The organism is Mesorhizobium sp. M1004 (genome assembly GCF_040318795.1).
Lineage (GTDB): Bacteria > Pseudomonadota > Alphaproteobacteria > Rhizobiales > Rhizobiaceae > Mesorhizobium.
The window spans coordinates 91384-108535 of record NZ_JAMYNB010000012.1; the positions used below are offsets into that span (position 1 = coordinate 91384).

Here is a 17152-nt window from a genome sequence, read left to right on the forward strand (position 1 = left end):
TTAGCCTGAAACCTTTGCGGCTGCTCAGTCCAGATTTTGCAGATGTTGCTCGAAGGGGGTTAGGCCGCTGAATGTGCAGAAGTCTGTCTACCTCATGGCGAGAAAAGCCAAGACCCCGACCAAGCGAGGTAAGCGGCGCTCGAGGGTCTCTTGCGCCAATGATGTTTGAATCGGGACTGTCATTGTTGAGGGTAGTCGCGTCCACAACGCCATAGCCCCCATGGACGAATAGGCCTAGCCAAAAAAACATTGAAACACGATTTGCAAGCCGTTGAGGGTACTCTGTACGCGCTGTGAATCTACTTCCCGGTTCCGTCCGCATCCGCCGGGTCGTGACGACGCGGCTGGAACGTCTGGTAAATGCGGCGGGGCGGGACACCGAGCCCGGCAACCTTTCCTGCCTCACCTGCCCGTGTCCCGTGCGCGGCGCTGCATCATCCTTATGACGTCCGCCTAAACCCGCGGGCTAGAACGTCTGGAATGACATCGCGAAGGAATCATAACCGACAGCCTCGGATGGCGTCGAAAATCAAAAACTGTATCGGGGTTGTCAAGTTCGCGACACGACCCGCCTTAGAACGAATGTCCTACTGTAGGCTGTAGGCAATTTAACCCATTGAAAGCTTTGCGGCCATACCGACGGGCGACCACGGAAATGACTGCCTTCGGCTCCAGCGTCTCCGCGATGATCCGCGCCTTGTCATCCACCGACCAATGACGCCGACCGCCAGCACCGTTGATCACCTCGAAACGCCGAGGCTGCCGCTCCGGGTCACGCTCCACCGAACGCAGGCTGATAATGATCCCGTGTTCGTCCGCCAACTCCTGGCGATAACGTCCCCGTTGCCGTCATGACGGAAAAATGGCTCCCTCAACCAATCATCAAGCCGGTCGAGCGCCGACACGCGCGGGCGTAAAGGGGCGAGATCAGGTGTAGCCCCAGGCCAGCGTCTCTGGCGGATTCGACCAAGGCCGTTTCCCGCGATCGTGGCAGTTCATTGAACCAAACGGCGACGTGCAGTCCCGCATCTGCTCCCTGGACAGTGATGCGATCCCCGAAGCTGCGCTGCAAGGCACCCAACAACATTTCCCGACGCTCGCCGTTCAGCCTGCGCACACGCCGAGGTCATTTGCCAAGGCCCGGGAGGATGGCAGCTGACTGCCGGTTTCGTAGACGCCGCCGAGGATTTGCTTGCGAAGGGCTTCGTATATCTGGCGTGCACCCATCGCGTGCGAGCGCGCTGCAGAACCGGCACTTGAAGACTGGACCATCTCTTTCATCGCCAACTCGATATTTCATTTTAGCCAGGTTGCCGTCAATCTTTCGGAACCCCAAGAGAGATCGCAGAGGCCGAATGACCAGCTCCCATCAATCCGAAACCGATGCTCCCACGGGGTCGCTCAACCGCACCAGCCCCGGATTTGCCACCCGGGCGATCCATCATGGCTACGATCCGGCCGGCTTTTCCAATGCCGTTCAGCCGTCAGTGTTCCTGACCTCGACCTACGGCTTCGAAAGCGTGGCAGCAAACGAGGCCGCCGCCGCGCTTGGTGGACGGCTCTATGCGCGCGAATACAATCCGACGACGGAGATCCTCGAGCGACGGCTCGCCAATCTGGAAGGAGCCGAGGCAGGTCTGGTCGTTGCCTCGGGGATGGCGGCTTTTGGGACGCTGATCCTGTCGCTCCTGTCCCAAGGCGATGAACTCATCGTCCACAGGACGCTTTATGCGAACACGCTAGCCATGGTCGAACAGGCGGTCCCCCGCTTCGGCATCAAGGTCGTCGCGGTCGACCTGTGCGATCCACAACGGCGACGGACGCTCGCCGAGACCTTGGACGAAATCGCCGGGCGAATGCCGGTCGTGGTGGGTGTGGGCGCGCTGCGCACCGATGAGCAGTGAGGTTCGCGCAGGACGCCAAGGGAGCTGCCGCGGGGCTGCTTGCGGCCGCCTCCTACACCCCGCTCACTGAGGACGAGGTGTTCGAACATTTCTCGACGGTGGCGTGCGAGAGCGGCCTGCCGATCGTCGTCTACGACAATCCAGGAACGACGCATTTCCATTTCACCCCAGCACTCATCAGCCGCCTGGCAAAGGTGGGTGCGATTGTCATTATCAAGAATCCGACAGACAAGGGCGATGCGATCAAGAGCCATCTGGCCGACCAGAGACGCACTGTGCCGGAAGGGTTCTCGATCGGCTACAGCGGCGACTGGAACGCCGCCGAGGCCATGATCGCCGGCGCCGACACATGGTACAGCGTCCTCGCGGCATCCTGCCCGAGGTCTGCATGACGATCGTCACAGCGGCGCAACAGGGCGATGCGGCCGAAGCGCGACGTATCGATGCCACGCTTGCGCCGCTCTGGAGCCTCTTCAAGGAGTTCTCGAGCCTTCGCGTCGTCTATGCACTTGCCGAATTGCTCGACATTTGCCGTGCCGACCGCGTCCAATCCTGCCTCTGCCCTCAGCAGCGAAGCGCCAGATCGCCGCCGCGTTGGAACGCTTGCCATCGGATGCCAGCCGGTGAACAGCAAACCCGGCGGCCAGTGAAAGGAACTGTCATGTAGAGCTCGCGCACGGACACGTTCGGCCGCCGCTCTTCGATCGCGATGCGTAGCTTCTTGGCCACAACCTTTTCGAGCGAGACCCGCCGACGCAATGCCTCGACGCTATCAATGCTCGCTACATGCAAAAAGGGACACGTCGTTCAATGCTTCGCTGGAAGATTAACTTGCTCGGTAATGTTCTGTCGTCACTCGGGATGGTGAGTATTTGGGCACTTGGCAATCTGACGAGAATGACCCCCGAGCTCAAGCCGCATTACAGACGATGCGGAGGAATGTTGCGATTATGCAGGGCAGGCGAGACGCTATTCACCGAGTGCGACGATGCGATCCGCGTCAGCTCATACGTGATGCTGCAGGCCACGCTCCTAGGTCTCGATGACCGGATCTGGCGGTGATCGATGCGCTACGGCACCGTCGTGGTTAGCTGGATCCGGTTTGCGCCCGCCACAAGCGTGCGTAAGCACCTTCAGTTGCCAGCAGATCAGCATGCCTCCCCTCCTCAATAAGCTGTCCCTTGTCGAAGACCACGATCTTGTCGGCCCTACGAACGGTGCTGAGTCGATGAGCGATGACGATTATGGTCTTACCGGCCCGACGAAGATCTTCAATGATTCGCAGGACAAACCCCTCGGCTATCGAGTCGAGAGAGGAAGTCGCTTCGTCGAGGATCAGGATCTCCGGATCCCGGTACAGAGCCCGAGCCAACGCAAGCTGCTGCTTCTCGCCGCCGGAGAGGCGTATACCATTCTCGCCCAAATAGGTCTGAAGACCGCCGGGCCAGCGCTCGATCAGCTCTCGTAGCCCTATTTGACCGCAGATGTGCAGGATCTTCTCGATGTCCGGCTCGAACTCGCCAAGGGCGATGTTCCCGACCACCGAGCCCGAGAACACATCGACCGATTGCGGCACAGCAGCGATAGCCTTGCGCACGGACACTGTTGAGAGATCCTGGAGGGCAAAGGGACCAATCCGGATGCGTCCTCCCTCAAGCGGGTAGACATTCTGCAGCAACGCCGCAAGGGTGCTCTTGCCCGAGCCGCTTTCCCCCACCAAGGCCGTCATCTCGCCCCGGCGGAAGGTGACGCTGAGATCGTGGAAAAGCTCCGGCTGCGAACCATGGCGGAACGTGACTTTCTCCAGGCGAATATCACCAAGGTCGGACTTTGTGGCATCGATGCCGCCGCCGCTTGTCTCCTGCTCCAGGTCGAAGATCTCAAACAGGCGATCCGCTGCGATGAAGCCATCCTGAACGATCCGATTAGTCTGGATCAGATTGGCGACCGGCCGGATGACATAGCCGAGTAACGTATAACAGGACAGTAACTCGCCGGGCGTGACGGTTTGATCGAGGGCAAGCGTCGTTCCGAACCACATCAGCACGATGGTGAATAGGGTCGAGAGGAAAGTCGAGGCATTATCCCCAAAGATCGAGATGAGACCGGAACTGTAGACGGAGTGCAGCATCTTGATGAAACGGATCTCCATCTTGAAGTTGGCGAAACTCTCCATGCCGGAGGTCTTGATTGTGGAGACAGCTCCGAGCGATTCCACCAGCTCCGCCTCCAGGTTGGCGGCATCCTCCATAATCGCGCGCTGGTGCTTCCTATTCAGCCGGTTGATGGTCCAATAGACCAAGAGATACAGCGGAATGGAGACCGCCACGACCAAGGCGATCTTCCACGAGTAGATGCACATCAGCCCGAACGAAAATAGAATCATTAGCACGTCAACGAATATGCTGATCGAGACGTCGTTCAGGAAGCTCCTGATCTTCACGGCGTCGTTCATCCGGGCGATGATTTCGCCCATGCGCATGCTGTCGAAGAACTTCTGGGGCAGGTTTAGGATGTGCTTGTAGTAGCCGAGGATCAAGTGGACATCGATCTTCTGCCCCGTTTGCAGGATAAGCCGGTTCCCGAGGAGATTGATCAGGATCTGCGCCACCAGGATCACCAGCATGACGAGGCTCATCAGGTTGAGCAGGTTGCGGTTGCCCGCTGTGATCACATGATCGACGATCTTCTGGACGTAGATTGCCGTCGAGAGCCCGAGTACCGTCGTCACGAGCGCCCCGGCGAGAGCCTGGGCCATCACCGCCTTTTGTGGCGCAAGCAGACGCGCGAACCGGGCAAGCGGCGTAATGGTCTCGTCGCGGCGCTTGAAGGTGGCTGCCGGAACCAGGAGCACCAGGACGCCAGTCCATTGCGTCTTGAATTCCTCGTGCGGCAGCTTGCGGATTTCGCCATAGGCTGGGTCCATGACGGTGACCCACCTCGCGTCGATCGCCTGGATGACGACGAAGTGGTGAAGGACCCCCTTGACGACGACGTGCGCGATAGCGGGCTTGGGGATCTTGTACAGGCTGTCGAAGCCACCCTTCACTCCCTTGGCGACAAAGCCCAGCTTCCGGGCCGCTTCCGTGAGGCCCAGTACGGTAGTGCCGGAGCGGTCGGTCGAGGCATACTGGCGGATGCGCGACAATGGCAGCTTGTGACCATAGAAGGCTGCGACAGAAGCAAGACTGGCAGCTCCACAATCGGTGATGTCGTGCTGCTTGAACTTGATAACCTTGCTCGACATGGCGGCTCGCTGGCTGTTTGGATAGGGAAGGATTAGTGGCCCGCCAGGAGGGGATTGAGCCAATCGTCGGCCTCATTGTAGAGGAGTTGCAGAAGAGTGCGTTCTGCCACGAGGAAGCGGGCCCGCACGGTCATGCCCTTCTTCAGATGACCGATGACCCCGTTCTTGAGTGCGAGATGGGTGCGAGAGAGTGCGCAGCGGACCTTGAAGACCGGGCTCATGTCGTGGAGGGTGAAGTCCTGCGCTACGCCGAGCACTGTCGCATCGATGAGACCCCATTGATTGTAGTTGAAGGCATCCACTTGGAGCCGCACCGACTGGCCCTCCCGCACGAAGCCGATGTCTTTGGGGGAGACGTAGATTTCCGCCACCAGTTCGTCGTCCGGCGAAACCCAAGCAACGGTTTGCCCGGCCTGGATGTAGCTGCCGGGGGTCAGGCCGGTGAATTGCTCGAGTGCGCCTGACACGGAGGCCCGAATGTGGGTGAGATCCCGTTCCTTCTCGAGCTGATGCACGGCGGCCGTGAGTTCCTTGAGGCGCAGGGTAAGGTCGAAGAGCTGCTGGTTCCATTCGGCGGATTTGCGCCGGGCAAGGATCTCCCCCTGAACCTCAATGTTCTGGAGGGCGAAAGCCTTCTCGTCAACGGCCTTTGCGGGCGTCGCAGCAGCGGAGAGCAGTCGCTTAGCGCGGTCGAGTTCCGCCGCGGCATTACTGCTGGCATATTGGTTCTCCCGCAGCAGGTTGAGAAAATGCGCCCGCTCCGCCTTGGCGGACTCGGTCAGGAGGAGGATCGGGTCCTTGGCCTTCGTGCCGGAGGAGATCAGGGTTTCGAGGTCACGGGCAAGATCACTCTTAGCGCGAATATCGCCTTTATACGCCCTGAGCTTTTCCTCAACCACCTCATCATCGAGGGCGAGAATCTCCTGCCCCTGGGCAACCAGATGGTTCTCAACGGCAAGGATACGGGAGATGCGTCCGGAGACGGGTGCGACCAGGGGCGTCTTCTCGACGGTGGGGCGAATGATACCGGCACTTTGGACCGAGATCGCTATGGTGATGAGTGGCAGCGATACCAACGTCGCAACCACAGAGAGCAAAATCAGCCGATAGATGATCAAAGATCGTCCTGATCGTCGGGAGAGAATGCTCTCTGCAGTGTAGCTGGCAATTTCAGGAGAAAGGGTATTTAGCTTGCACACTAATGTTCTAACCGTGTCTCTTCCAGTGCCTCGCCGCTACCAGTATAGTCGCAGCCGCAACGCCTATTAACCCCGCCACCGCGAAAGCTATCGCCGCAAAAAAAGCCCACCCGCCCGAAATTGTGGATGCTTCTTCTGGAGCCAATTCAGTCACACCATAGTCTGACAGATCGACCTTCATTGCTGTCTCCTTTCCTAGAGATCAAATAGGATGAACCAGTCTGCCATTAGCGGCTTTTGCCGCCGTACAACCAACATCAAGAGTCGTGCCAACTGCACAGGAAGCGACCCAGAAAACTAATTCTGCATGTTATTCAATGGCTTCACTGAGAGCGCGGCGGCACGCCAGCCAGACGTCACCGTGTCGCGGATTCGACAAACCCGACACTGGTAGGGGCCAGTGCGGTAGGTCGGATACTTAGGGTCGGATACTTAGGGATAGAGTCGAATATAGGTCTCCTGAGGGAGCTCTGCCTGCATGGAGGATATATTTCGGCCAAGCATTCTGCCGAGAGAACCGGCCTGTCAGGAACAGCATCTGGAACGCGCTGAGCAGCTTGCGGCAGTGTGGTCTTGTGTAAGCGCCCGATTGTGATCGCGGAGATTTCGCTTTGATGCGTGCGATGATGTCTGGGTCTGACGAAGTCTTCGAGGAAATCGTTTCCAGTCATTGGTCGAGCGGCGGGCATGGGCGCCGGTGCCGTCGTAAACGCTGATGAGACTGCCGTAGGACAGATTGTCGTGGTTACAGACGATCGCCTCCAGGAGTTCGGGGTCCTCTCCGAGCATTTTCGCGACGTGATTGAATTTATCCAGCGAATCCGCGAGGCATCTGAACTGGCGAGAAGCAAGAAGAAGCCCGATTATCCTGCCGATCAGCGACCAGCTGTCATTATCGGGCAATTGCGCCGGGTCCTGGCACGACCCCGGTGACGCTAAAATCGAGCGCATGGTCCTGATCCCTCCGTTTAGTCGGGAGGTGGAGCGCTACGGGAATCTGAAAAAGTCTCTGGCTACCTATCGGTGGTCGGGTCGGATCTGCTTTCAGATGTCGGGCTCTGAAACGTCATCCCGATCGCTATCTGAAAACCTGGCATGATGTCGCCCGCAAGCAGCTTCTCCTTGCTCAGCAGTCCGGCATCCTCGAGCGCCTCGAAATCCGGCAGGTCGCGCAGCGTGTCGAGGCCGAATTCCAGCAGGAATTGTTTTGTCGTCACGTAGGTGTAGGGCGCGCCCGGCGTCGGGCTGCGCGGCCCGGAAGCGATCAGGCCGGCACCGCGAAGATGACCAATAAATCGCGGCTGATCTCCTTGCCGAAGAACGATGACAACTCGGCGCGGGTGATCGGCTGGAACTAGCCAATGCACATCAGCACCAAAACCTCGGACTGTGTCAGGTCGGCCGTCTTCTCACGTCCGCCGACGGCGGCGCGGATGGCGTCGGCATAGGCCGGCCGGGTCAGGTGCTTCCAGCCGCCGGCGACGGCGAGAGGTCATAGGGCCGGCCGCGCAATTCCTCGCGGATGTCATCGATCAGCAGGTCGATGCTGCAGCTCTTGCCGACAATGCGCGCAAGCACCTCACGGGTGACCGGTTCGCTGGCGGCAAAAATGGTCGCCTCGACGCGGTGCATCCATTCGCGCCAGCGCGCCTCCGGCGGCAGATGATCCAGCTCGCGGTCGAACAGGCAGTCGCCTGATCGATCGTCATCTGGCCGGTCCTTCCGTGGTCTGCGCGTCGTCTCGGTCATGGTCGTCACAGCCCCTAAATACGGAACGTTGATCGGCCGAACGGCTCGCGCACGGCGCCGAGTTCGACCAGGCGATCGAACAGGCGGCGAAGCCCACGGTCGCTCATGCCTGCGATCTTTGCCGAAGCAACGATCGCATCGTCGGACAGGAGCTTTTACGACAGTGTGCGCTGCCTTGGCCCTGAGTTCCGGGGCAACGACAAGCAGCCGGTCTGCCCGGCGCTCGAATTCGGCTGAAAGATCAATGGCACGCAGGGCAGCGCGCGCCTGCGCGGCAAGCAGACCTTTCGCACGCTCGCTATCTGTCTCTACTGTCTCGGTGGCTAGCCAAGCCGGCGCCGTTGCCATCGGTGCGGTCGAAGGGGCACCGGCAAGCGTGGCGTGGTGGCGCGGCGAGGGTTTGGGACGCAGAACCATCGCAAGCACGATGAATCACGGCGGCGCTTTTGGCAACCGAAATGGATAGAAAGCGCTGCGCCTGTCGTGCCAGATAAACGAATGATAATGTTGCATTATCGTTTGTTTTGTCCTTACGTTTGACATGGCCGTTGTCGCCCGCGTTTCAACGGTCGCAGGAGAGTGTCAGCGACCTCTTGGAAGACTGGTGGTCATTAAAGGAGGGTGGACGATCACGGTGCACGGGCATATCTGCCACAGACGCTTTCAACCCTGCGGGCGCAAGTCTATCACCGGCCGGTAGAAGATCACACGCACCGACGGAACAAGCTGGTTGAGGTAATCGAAATCCCGAACATTGCCGGTCAGGACCGTCGCGCCCAGCAGACCGGCCTGGTGAAAGATCAGCGCATCGTTGAGGAAGCGGCGTTCATGTCCCTCCCCTTTCGGCAGACGGCTCAGCCGGAACAGCAGGCCGGCAAGCATGCCGGCGCGTCCCCAGGCGGTGGCGTCGGGTGCATGCAGTCGGTGCACTGGAATGTCTTCAATCGTGCCTGCAACCACTTTCAGGACCGACTTCGTCGTGGGGTGCGCTGGGTCGAGCCGGCCGAACAGGTGGCTGAGCTCGGCAAGGCAGACGGCCGAGTGCTGACAGAGCCGATAGGTCAGAAGGTCATCGACCACTTCGGGCGTGCGGCCCTGCAGGACATCCAGATAGACGCTCGTGTCGAGAAGCAATGCACCGCCGACAGGCGGCTGGTCCGCTGCCCAGGACAGAGCGGAATCCGGCCGCCGTTCCAGCCCCCCGGCACGCCGCTGTGGTTTGAGGGAACGCAGTGCGCTCCCGAGATCAAACGCCAAGATCAAGGTCCGCGGAGATGCTGCCCTTGCGGCGGACGAGCCGGGCGCCAAAATCGTCCTCGAGGGCCAGCCGCGACAAGGCGAGCTCCAGCAGCTCAGTGTCGGAGGTCACATGAGCGCGCTTCTTTGCCGCCTCGATCAGTTCCGATGGCACCCTGCCCGACAGGCGTGTGTTCTTGGCCGCGCCGAGAAGGCCGACCGCCTTCGCCTGCTCAAGCACCAGACGGTTCCGGGTGTGGGCGATCCGCTCCTCGCTTTCGGCTGCCGTTGCGCCACGTACGCTCATCCTGGATTCTCCTGTTGAACGAAACATAAAGGATGTTGAACATAAAGGCAAGGATCGGCACTGCGAAAGAGGACCCTAGGAGGGTCAACACTGGATCGGACATGGTCCGTCGCCCGGTCATGCTATAGTACGACCCAGTGTGTGGTCGTACGCGACCGGCGCAAATCTCGGGAGCTATTGGCCAAGCACCTCGCGGTGGACAATTGGGCGCTTTGGTCGCACGTTGGGGCTCTCAGAATCGCACGACTGTGACATTCAAATGATCGAGAGTTTCGATGGGCAGTCCCCGTAATTTCATGACGCCCATCGACGCGGTCGACACCAGCGACCTGCCTGACATTGTCGACGTCGTCATGGAAATGGGGCACCCGGATGAGGCTCCCTCCCCTCCCACGCAGGTCCTCGACTCGCGACAAGCATCACTGCCTGTGCATCTCGAAAGCTGGCCGACCGCGCGCGCGATTACGTCGAGGCGGCGAGTTCGGCAAACACCCGTCGCGCGGTGCCGGCGCCAGGCGTTTGATCCGCTGCCGCCAGATCCACAAGTCGTCGGCCTCTACATCACGGCCCAAGCCTCAGGATCGGAACGGGACAAAAAGTCTGTGTCGACCATTGAGCGCCGCCTGTCGTCGCTGACCTGGAACTATACGCAACGCGGTCAACCGCTCGACCGGAAGGACCGGCATATCGCCACCGTGCTCGCCGGTATCCGCAATAAACACACCTCCCCTCCCCGTCAAAAGGAAGCCATCCTGCGCGATCTTGTCGCCATGCTGGAAACGCTCGATCGTGGCACGCTGCGCGGTCTGCGCGGCCGCGCCATGTTGCTTTTGGCTTCGCCGGCGGCTTGCGCCGCTCCGAAATCGTGGGCCTCGATGTTGCGCGCGATCAAACCGAGGACGGCTGCGGCTGGATTGAATTTTTCCTGGACAAGGGCGTGCTGGTTACGCTGCGAGGCAAGACCGGCTGGCGCGAGGTCGAGATTGGCCGCGGCTCGTCCGATGCCACCTGCCCGGTCGTCGCCCTGCAGACCTGGCTGAAGCTGGCCCGCATCGCGCACGGCCCCCTCTTCCGCCGCGTCACGGGGCAGGGCAAAGCTGTGGGGGCCGAGCGGCTCAACGATCAGGAGGTGGCGCGGCTGGTCAAACGCGCGGCCTTGGCCGCCGGCGTGCGCGGTGATCTTTCCGAGGGCGAGCGCGGCCAAAAGTTTTCGGGCCACTCGCTGCGTGCCGGCCTCGCGTCCTCTGCCGAGGTTGACGAGCGCTACGTGAAGAAGCAGCTTGGTCACGCCTCGGCAGAGATGACACGCAAATACCAGCGCCGGCGCGATCGCTTCCGCGTCAATCTAACTAAGGCGTCAGGATTGTAGAGCGCGGTACGCCCCCCAGCCGCGGGTGACTCCGGATGCGCCGATCCACCCCGGCGCCACAGATCCAACGCTCAAGTTGATGGGTTTCTAAGGTTTATTGGAGCGGCGCAAGGCCTCCAGCTTGAAGAGCTGTTCCCAGCTGGGAACTCAAAGTACGGGTCGTGCGAGAAGTTTGCTTCTCATGAGTTCTCCAGGATCCTTCGCCGACACTTGGACTAGCCCCCGAGGGAAGTTGCCTGGCGGCTGTAGGAGCCTCTTGCTCGACGCTGGAGGAAAGTGCGCGTGGACAGGACGCCCACGTGCCAACGGTGCTGATTGCGGTCAAATCGCGTGGGACGCCTGGCGATAGATCCTAGCCGCTGAGTTGCCATTCGCGAGGGTCGCTCGGCCCGGAAGGAATGCCTCGTTGCAGGGTAGGGGCCGTGGGGCGTCTAACTTGTCAGCCTGGGGGCGATCACCGAAGTGACATCGGAAGCGGCGCGGCATGGCTGCATCACAAACACAACCCATCGTATCCGACCCAAAGGATGGTGACCCCCTGGACTGCGAGCTCAGTGTCTCCTTCACAACGGGAATTTCGCCGCCGCGCCAATGTGGGGGGGAGGGGTGGATCTCTCCATGCGCCGAAACTTGCCTGCGCTTTTGTAAGGTCGTTGGCCGCCGTACGCGGAAGCCAGAGGGCATCCGGTACACCAACGTCGAGTCTACGAGAACAAAACGGGCAACGGGGCTCGCCCGTGCCCGATGCTGCGTGACCAACTTCATGGCTGTCGTTTTCAATGCCTGATGCGCGACTTTGACGGCACAGGGAAGCCAGCGACAACGAAAAGTTCCCAGCTGGGAACTGCCCTGTGTCCATTTGCTCGAATGCTCCGAATCGGGCATACCTCCAGTAACGGAAAAACCGCGTAATTCGAAAAGTTGGCGTAGTTGGCGTGGCGTTAACAGCTTGTTAACCACAGTCGCTATCAATAGGCGCTGGGTGCAAGAGGAGAATCTGGGTGACGCGGCATCTAAGTAGCCTTCAGTTCATGAATACCTTTTCGACGAAACTCGAGAAGGCACTCAACAATCTTTCACTGGCTCAGTATCCTCCTAATGCGATTCGTACGATGCGCAAATTCACTTCGACGGAAGTGGCAGCATTGCTAGGAGTGACCGAAGCTTACATAAGGCAGGTCTCCTTGAAAGGGCAGGGACCTGAGCCAGAGACAACGACCACCGGAAAGCGCCTATATTCTGTGGAGCAGGTGCTGGACCTTCGGATGCACCTGGCGGAAAAGGCACGGAAGAAATGGATCAATCCTCGTCGTGTTAAAGGCGAGGATTGCCAGATCATCGCGATCACGAACTTCAAAGGTGGATCGTCCAAGACAGCGACCACTATTCACTTGGGTCATTGGTTGGCACTACGTGGATATCGCGTTCTAGCAGTCGACATGGATCCCCAGGCGTCGTTAACAAGTCTGCAAGGAGCGTTACCCGGATTTGACTACCGAGAAGGTGACACCCTTTACTCAGCGATTCGGTTTGATGATCCGGTGCCAACGGAAAAGATTATTCATCAGACGCACATCATCGGATTCGACGTCATCTGCGCCGGTCTTGAGCTGACAGAATTCGAGACGGCCGTCACCCTTGAAATGCGCAAGAGCGGTGGAACCAGTTTTCTGCTTCGAGTGTCACAGGCCCTCGAACAGATCGTCGACAACTACGACATCGTTCTTCTCGACTGTGCGCCGTCACTCAATTTCCTGACACTTTCGTCGCTCACTGCCGCTACCGGAGTCCTAATCCCAGTTCCAGCGCACATGCTCGATGTCGACTCCACAGGGAAGTTTTTGGAGTTGGCCGCATCTTATATGCAAATCCTGGATGAGGCTGGTGCAGGCGCACGTTGGGATTTCGCCAAATTCCTCATCACAAAGTTTGAGGCCAACGACCACCCGCAAGCCAACATGCAGGCCCTAATGCGCCAAGTGTTTGGCGAGGATTTACTTCTGAATTCAGTCTCCAAATCCACTGCGGTTGCGGACGCTCTCACTTGGAAGCAGAGCCTCTATGAAGTGCAACGATCGAGGTTTTCGGCACCTAAAACTTATGATCGTGCAATCGAATCGATCAATGCCGCGAACGCGGAAATAGAAAGCCTCATCACAATGGCATGGAGGCGTGAACAGTGAGCCGTAAAGATTCTAAGGGCATGTTTGCTGCTGTTTTGGGGCAACTCGGGGAGGACAATTCGGAGGAGGGCGTCAGCCGCCGCACGTCATCGCCGCACCTGATGAAGGTGGCGGCTGGTGTTCGCCAAATGCAAGAGCGGAGCGATATCGCCGACAAGTTACTGAAGTCAGGCGAACAGATCATTGAACTCGATCCCGACAAAATACGGCCGTCGTCTATCACCGATAGATATGATGACGCCTACGAGATTTCCGCCATTGCTGAGATCACTGAATCCATGCGGGAGCGCGGTCAGATTGTGCCTGGATTGGTTCGGCCAGTGCAAGGCAAGGATGGCGAGTTTCAAATCGTCTATGGTCGCAGAAGATTAGCGGCAGCTAAGCAACTTGGGATCGGATTCAAAGCGGCCGTCCGCGAGTTAACTGATGAACAAGCAGTCATTTTCCAAGGCGAAGAAAACACCGCTCGAGAGGATCTTTCATACATTGAAAAGTGCGCTTTTGCGCTTGCGCAGCAGGAAGCGGGATATAAACGGGACACCATCTGCGCTTCGCTGTCGACAGGAAAATCGCATGTCTCCGAGATGATCAAAATCGCCTCATCGGTCGACAAGAAGATACTGCAATCGATTGGTAAAGCTCCCGGGATTGGTCGAGGACGATGGCAGGAATTCTCGAACCGCTATTCCATAGACGGCTCACTCGCAAAAGCTTTCGATCTTATCCGCAAAAACAAATTCCGCGAGGCAACGTCCGACGACAGATTCATTATTCTGCTTGAGACGCTTCCATCGGATCATAATGGGATCAAAGAACCTGCGGGTCCGGCCAAGCCATCAAAGCCCAAGATTGCTATTAAATCCTGGGCTGCTCCAGACAAAACAGTCAGCGTCAGCCTCAAAGACAACGGAAAAACCACCATGATTGCCGTGGGAGAGGCTGAAGGATCGCGTTTCGCAGCGTTTATCGCCGGACAACTGGACGACCTGTTTGAGGCCTTTCGGAAGTCCATCACGAAACAAGGAGTCTGAAACCGCAAAAGAAAAAGGCCCCCGAACGGCAAGCCGTGGAAGCCTCTCTCTGAACTAAGCACTCTGAGAATCGCATCTCCACGAATCACTGTCAAGAGTCATTGGCGTCGTTTTGGCGAGCAGGTTTCTTTTGCCTAATCGAGGGTGAAAGAAAATGGAGACGAATATTGCAACGACGCCCTTTGGGCGGCGACCGATGACGCTTGGCATGATTTCAAGCCAAGTCACCGCAAGGGCGGTGCCGAGGGACGCGACCGTCCACAAATGGCATGTCTTCCAAGATATCAAGGACGCCAGGATCGCTCTGGGCGCCACCGATCGCGCTCTGGCTATTCTCGACGCGCTGTTGTCGTTCCATCCGGACACGGCGCTTTATGGCGACAGCGAACTGGTTGTATGGCCATCCAACGAGCAGCTGATCCGCCGCGCCAACGGAATGCCCCCAACGACGTTACGGCGGCACCTGGCCGTTCTGGTCGAGTGCGGCTTGATCATCCGTCGGGACAGCCCAAACGGCAAGCGCTTCGCCCGGAAGGGTCAGGGGGGCGAGATCGAGCAGGCCTATGGCTTTGACATCTCGCCGATCGTGGCGCGCGCTGAGGAGTTCAAGAATCTTGCGGAAGCGGTCAGATCTGAGAAGAAGGCCTTTCGTCTCGTTAAGGAGCGGCTAACCATATGCCGCCGTGACATCGTCAAGATGATCGACGCCGGGATTGAGGAAGGCGTGCCGGCGAACTGGGGCAGGGTCCAGCAGGCCTACCAGGCGATTGTCGGCCAGATACCACGCACCGCAACCAGACACACCCTCGAGGCGATTGCCGAGGAGCTTGAAGGCCTTTGGGCTGAAGTGCGTGAAGCATTGGAATCATTTGTAAAAACACAGAAAGTGGACGCCAATGAGTCCCAAAATGGGCGCCACATACAGAATTCAAAACCAGACTCTAAATCTGAATCTGAAAACGGCTCAGGAAATAAGGATGAAGCGGGCGGCAACGTTGCTGACACCGACAACGTACGGAGCCTACCGAAACGCGAACTGCCGCTAGGGATCGTGCTGGATGCCTGCCCGAACATGCTTTGGCTGGTGAAGGGCGGCGGCGGAATCCGCAACTGGCGTGAATTTCTGGCCGCGGCCGAGGTTGGCCGGCCGACCATGGGCATCAGCCCGAGCGCCTGGGAGGAAGCGCGAACGGCAATGGGTGAGCAGCAGGCGGCGATTACCATTGCCGCGATCTATCAGCGGCAGGACCAGATCAACAGCGCCGGCGGCTATTTGCGCAGCCTGACGGACCGAGCAAAGGCCGGAAAGTTCTCAGTCTGGCCGATGGTAATGGCCTTGTTGCGGGCAAAGCTTGACGCGTCGAAAGCCGCTGGAAACGGAGCCGAAGCTGCTGCCGCCGATTTGGAGATGGCAGGCAAGGTTGTGCGCACCGAATCTAGGCTGGAAATCAGTGATGCGTTGCGCCGCAGCCTCGACAAGCCGAGGCGCGGATCATGATCAGCCGGCGGGTTTCGATCCGCACTAGGACATGGACGGTGGCTGCAGCGCTTGTCGGGACGAGCGTCTTATGAGAGCATCGAAGGCATGAAAAACGAACAGGACCCGGAACCGACGCCCGATGAAACCGCCGGGATGGTCTGGTGGAATTCGCTTACCGAATCCGATCGTGCGGCTTGGCTGGCGCGGGCCGGCAGCGCTGTTCCAGCTGATGCCTGGGCCGTGTACAAGCGGCTCGGGAAAGTTGAGCGTCAGCCACGGACCGTAAACTGAGGACTGTTCTCCAGCGGGATGACGGTCAGCTCGCGGATAGTTCGGCGACGAGTCCAAGCCGGCGGGCTCGATCGAGCAGGTTCTTGACTGAGGAGGCAGACCATTTTGCGCTTCCTCGTGGGGTTCGCTCATGCAGACGCTCGAGCTGGCCAGCGATGTCGCGGAGCGACAGGTCTGGGTTAGACTGCGAAATCCCTGCCACAAGAGTCATCAGGCGATCTTCGGGAGGCAGAGGAGACGCCCGCTTTAGCAGTGTGGATTCGGCCAGGTGCTCGGTGACGAGCCATCTCACTGCCCGCCGCAGTCGTTCAGGCGTCCACTCGAGGCCGCGCTGCTTCAGGACCCGAGCGATATCGTCCCAGTTATGGTCTGGTCGCATCCGGCGGACCGTCGGAAGCCACTGGTTCATCGTTGATTGTAGCCGTCGGCCATAGGCTGCCTTTTGCACTGCTGTCATCTTCGCCAGGGCTTCGGGCCTGCGCTCCCGGATACCAGGATTGCCTGGCAGTCGCCCCTTGGATCGTGCAGCGATGATGCCGGCCTTGGTTCGCTCCGAAATCAGCGCACGCTCGAGTTGGGCAACGGCGCCGAGTACCTGTAGCGAAAACATGCCCTGTGGCGTCGACGTGTCGATTGGATCTCGCAGAGATCGGAAATGCGCGCCCTTCTCAGCCAGATCCTCGATCACCTGAAGAAGATGGCTGACCGAGCGCGCAAGGCGATCTAGACGCACGACGACCAGGACGTCGCCGGCGCCGATGTCGCTCATCAACCGCAGTAGGGCCGGGCGAGCTCTCGACGCACCGGATCCATGTTCCTGAACGACGACGTCGCAACCGGCCGATCGCAGCTCAATCTCCTGCGCTTCCGTCGCTTGTTCGTCCGTCGACACGCGCGCGTAGCCGACTTGCCGACCTCTTGGTCGTCCGGAGCGTCGATCTTGCGCCTCACGGGCCATTCGCGTCGTCATCTCAGCATAGAAAAGGGGCGTTTGTACAAACACCGAAGATATCAGCAAACGATCGTTTGTAAACGTCTCTAGTGGCCCTTTGCGTAGCTCCTACGGCTTCGATGAGGCTGAAAATCAACGTTTTCTAGCCTCCTGACCGCCCCAGGGCGTGATGCTGTACAGTCCCGATATGAGGTCATTATCGAT

The 17152-nt window shown here is 59.1% G+C and carries 12 protein-coding genes and 5 pseudogenes; 8 read left to right on the forward strand and 9 right to left on the reverse strand.

Going from position 1 to position 17152, the window contains the following annotated elements; all coding sequences use genetic code 11:
- Window positions 1-1104: 1104 nt before the first annotated feature.
- Window positions 1105-1281: a GntR family transcriptional regulator gene (locus NKH54_RS24005; RefSeq protein WP_353029105.1), complete on the reverse strand. Its 177-nt coding sequence runs from the start codon at window positions 1279-1281 to the stop codon at window positions 1105-1107.
- Between the two features lie 74 nt (window positions 1282-1355).
- Between NKH54_RS24005 and NKH54_RS24010 the strand changes: the two are divergent.
- The 3 genes and pseudogenes from NKH54_RS24010 to NKH54_RS24020 form a co-directional block, all read left to right on the forward strand.
- Window positions 1356-1808: pseudogene (locus NKH54_RS24010) on the forward strand (PLP-dependent transferase); the annotation flags it as partial.
- Between the two features lie 92 nt (window positions 1809-1900).
- Window positions 1901-2296, forward strand: a complete 396-nt coding sequence (locus tag NKH54_RS24015) for a dihydrodipicolinate synthase family protein (RefSeq protein WP_353029106.1) — start codon at window positions 1901-1903, stop codon at window positions 2294-2296.
- Window positions 2293-2571: a hypothetical protein gene (locus NKH54_RS24020; protein WP_353029107.1), complete on the forward strand. Its 279-nt coding sequence runs from the start codon at window positions 2293-2295 to the stop codon at window positions 2569-2571. The genes NKH54_RS24015 and NKH54_RS24020 overlap by 4 nt, the downstream gene beginning before the upstream one ends.
- Before the next feature lie 420 nt (window positions 2572-2991).
- Here NKH54_RS24020 and NKH54_RS24025 read toward each other — a convergent pair whose 3' ends face one another.
- From NKH54_RS24025 to NKH54_RS24055, 7 genes and pseudogenes are all read right to left on the reverse strand, one after another.
- Window positions 2992-5151 carry a peptidase domain-containing ABC transporter gene (locus NKH54_RS24025; RefSeq protein WP_353029108.1) on the reverse strand — a complete coding sequence of 720 codons (2160 nt, stop codon included), beginning with the start codon at window positions 5149-5151 and terminating at the stop codon, window positions 2992-2994.
- Window positions 5152-5183: 32 nt separating this feature from the next.
- Entirely contained in the window at window positions 5184-6269 is a 1086-nt protein-coding gene (locus NKH54_RS24030) for an HlyD family secretion protein (RefSeq protein WP_352597105.1), read from the reverse strand.
- Between the two features lie 676 nt (window positions 6270-6945).
- Window positions 6946-7139 (reverse strand): annotated as a pseudogene (locus NKH54_RS24035) (hypothetical protein); the annotation flags it as partial.
- A 224-nt stretch (window positions 7140-7363) separates the two neighbouring features.
- Window positions 7364-8099 (reverse strand): annotated as a pseudogene (gene scpB / locus NKH54_RS24040) (SMC-Scp complex subunit ScpB).
- A gap of 14 nt (window positions 8100-8113) precedes the next feature.
- A pseudogene (locus NKH54_RS24045) lies at window positions 8114-8414 on the reverse strand (DUF1403 family protein); the annotation flags it as partial.
- Between the two features lie 348 nt (window positions 8415-8762).
- Complete coding sequence (locus tag NKH54_RS24050) at window positions 8763-9356, reverse strand: type II toxin-antitoxin system VapC family toxin (protein WP_353029109.1); 594 nt, start codon at window positions 9354-9356, stop codon at window positions 8763-8765.
- Window positions 9346-9642, reverse strand: a complete 297-nt coding sequence (locus NKH54_RS24055) for a hypothetical protein (protein WP_353029110.1) — start codon at window positions 9640-9642, stop codon at window positions 9346-9348. Before NKH54_RS24055 ends, NKH54_RS24050 begins: the two co-directional genes overlap by 11 nt.
- Window positions 9643-9938: 296 nt before the next feature.
- On the opposite strand from NKH54_RS24055, the pseudogene NKH54_RS24060 reads away from it, so the two are divergent.
- The 5 genes and pseudogenes from NKH54_RS24060 (at window position 9939) to NKH54_RS24080 (ending at window position 15996) form a co-directional block, all read left to right on the forward strand.
- Window positions 9939-11011 (forward strand): annotated as a pseudogene (locus NKH54_RS24060) (site-specific integrase).
- Between the two features lie 1001 nt (window positions 11012-12012).
- The gene (repA, locus tag NKH54_RS24065) at window positions 12013-13194 is read left to right on the forward strand and encodes a plasmid partitioning protein RepA (RefSeq protein ID WP_353029111.1); all 1182 of its coding nucleotides are present in this window, start codon (window positions 12013-12015) and stop codon (window positions 13192-13194) included.
- Window positions 13191-14225, forward strand: coding sequence for a plasmid partitioning protein RepB (repB, locus tag NKH54_RS24070; RefSeq protein WP_353029112.1), 1035 nt, complete (start codon window positions 13191-13193; stop codon window positions 14223-14225). Before repA ends, repB begins: the two co-directional genes overlap by 4 nt.
- Window positions 14226-14379: 154 nt before the next feature.
- The gene (repC, locus tag NKH54_RS24075; RefSeq protein WP_353029113.1) at window positions 14380-15723 is read left to right on the forward strand and encodes a plasmid replication protein RepC; all 1344 of its coding nucleotides are present in this window, start codon (window positions 14380-14382) and stop codon (window positions 15721-15723) included.
- A gap of 87 nt (window positions 15724-15810) precedes the next feature.
- On the forward strand, window positions 15811-15996 hold the full coding sequence (locus NKH54_RS24080; RefSeq protein ID WP_032937087.1) for a hypothetical protein: 186 nt from the start codon (window positions 15811-15813) through the stop codon (window positions 15994-15996).
- Window positions 15997-16021: 25 nt separating this feature from the next.
- Here NKH54_RS24080 and NKH54_RS24085 read toward each other — a convergent pair whose 3' ends face one another.
- A complete protein-coding gene (locus NKH54_RS24085) occupies window positions 16022-16954 on the reverse strand; it encodes a recombinase family protein (RefSeq protein ID WP_352811252.1) in 933 nt (310 codons plus the stop codon).
- Window positions 16955-17152: the final 198 nt, after the last annotated feature.

Bases quoted from the DNA above. Each gene is read 5' to 3' on its own strand.
- NKH54_RS24020 (WP_353029107.1), top strand. From the start codon at position 2,293: ATGACGATCGTCACAGCGGCGCAACAGGGCGATGCGGCCGAAGCGCGA.
- NKH54_RS24055 (WP_353029110.1), bottom strand. From the start codon at position 9,642: ATGAGCGTACGTGGCGCAACGGCAGCCGAAAGCGAGGAGCGGATCGCC.
- repC (WP_353029113.1), top strand. From the start codon at position 14,380: ATGGAGACGAATATTGCAACGACGCCCTTTGGGCGGCGACCGATGACG.
- NKH54_RS24085 (WP_352811252.1), bottom strand. From the start codon at position 16,954: ATGGCCCGTGAGGCGCAAGATCGACGCTCCGGACGACCAAGAGGTCGG.
- NKH54_RS24025 (WP_353029108.1), bottom strand. From the start codon at position 5,151: ATGTCGAGCAAGGTTATCAAGTTCAAGCAGCACGACATCACCGATTGT.
- NKH54_RS24080 (WP_032937087.1), top strand. From the start codon at position 15,811: ATGAAAAACGAACAGGACCCGGAACCGACGCCCGATGAAACCGCCGGG.
- NKH54_RS24005 (WP_353029105.1), bottom strand. From the start codon at position 1,281: ATGAAAGAGATGGTCCAGTCTTCAAGTGCCGGTTCTGCAGCGCGCTCG.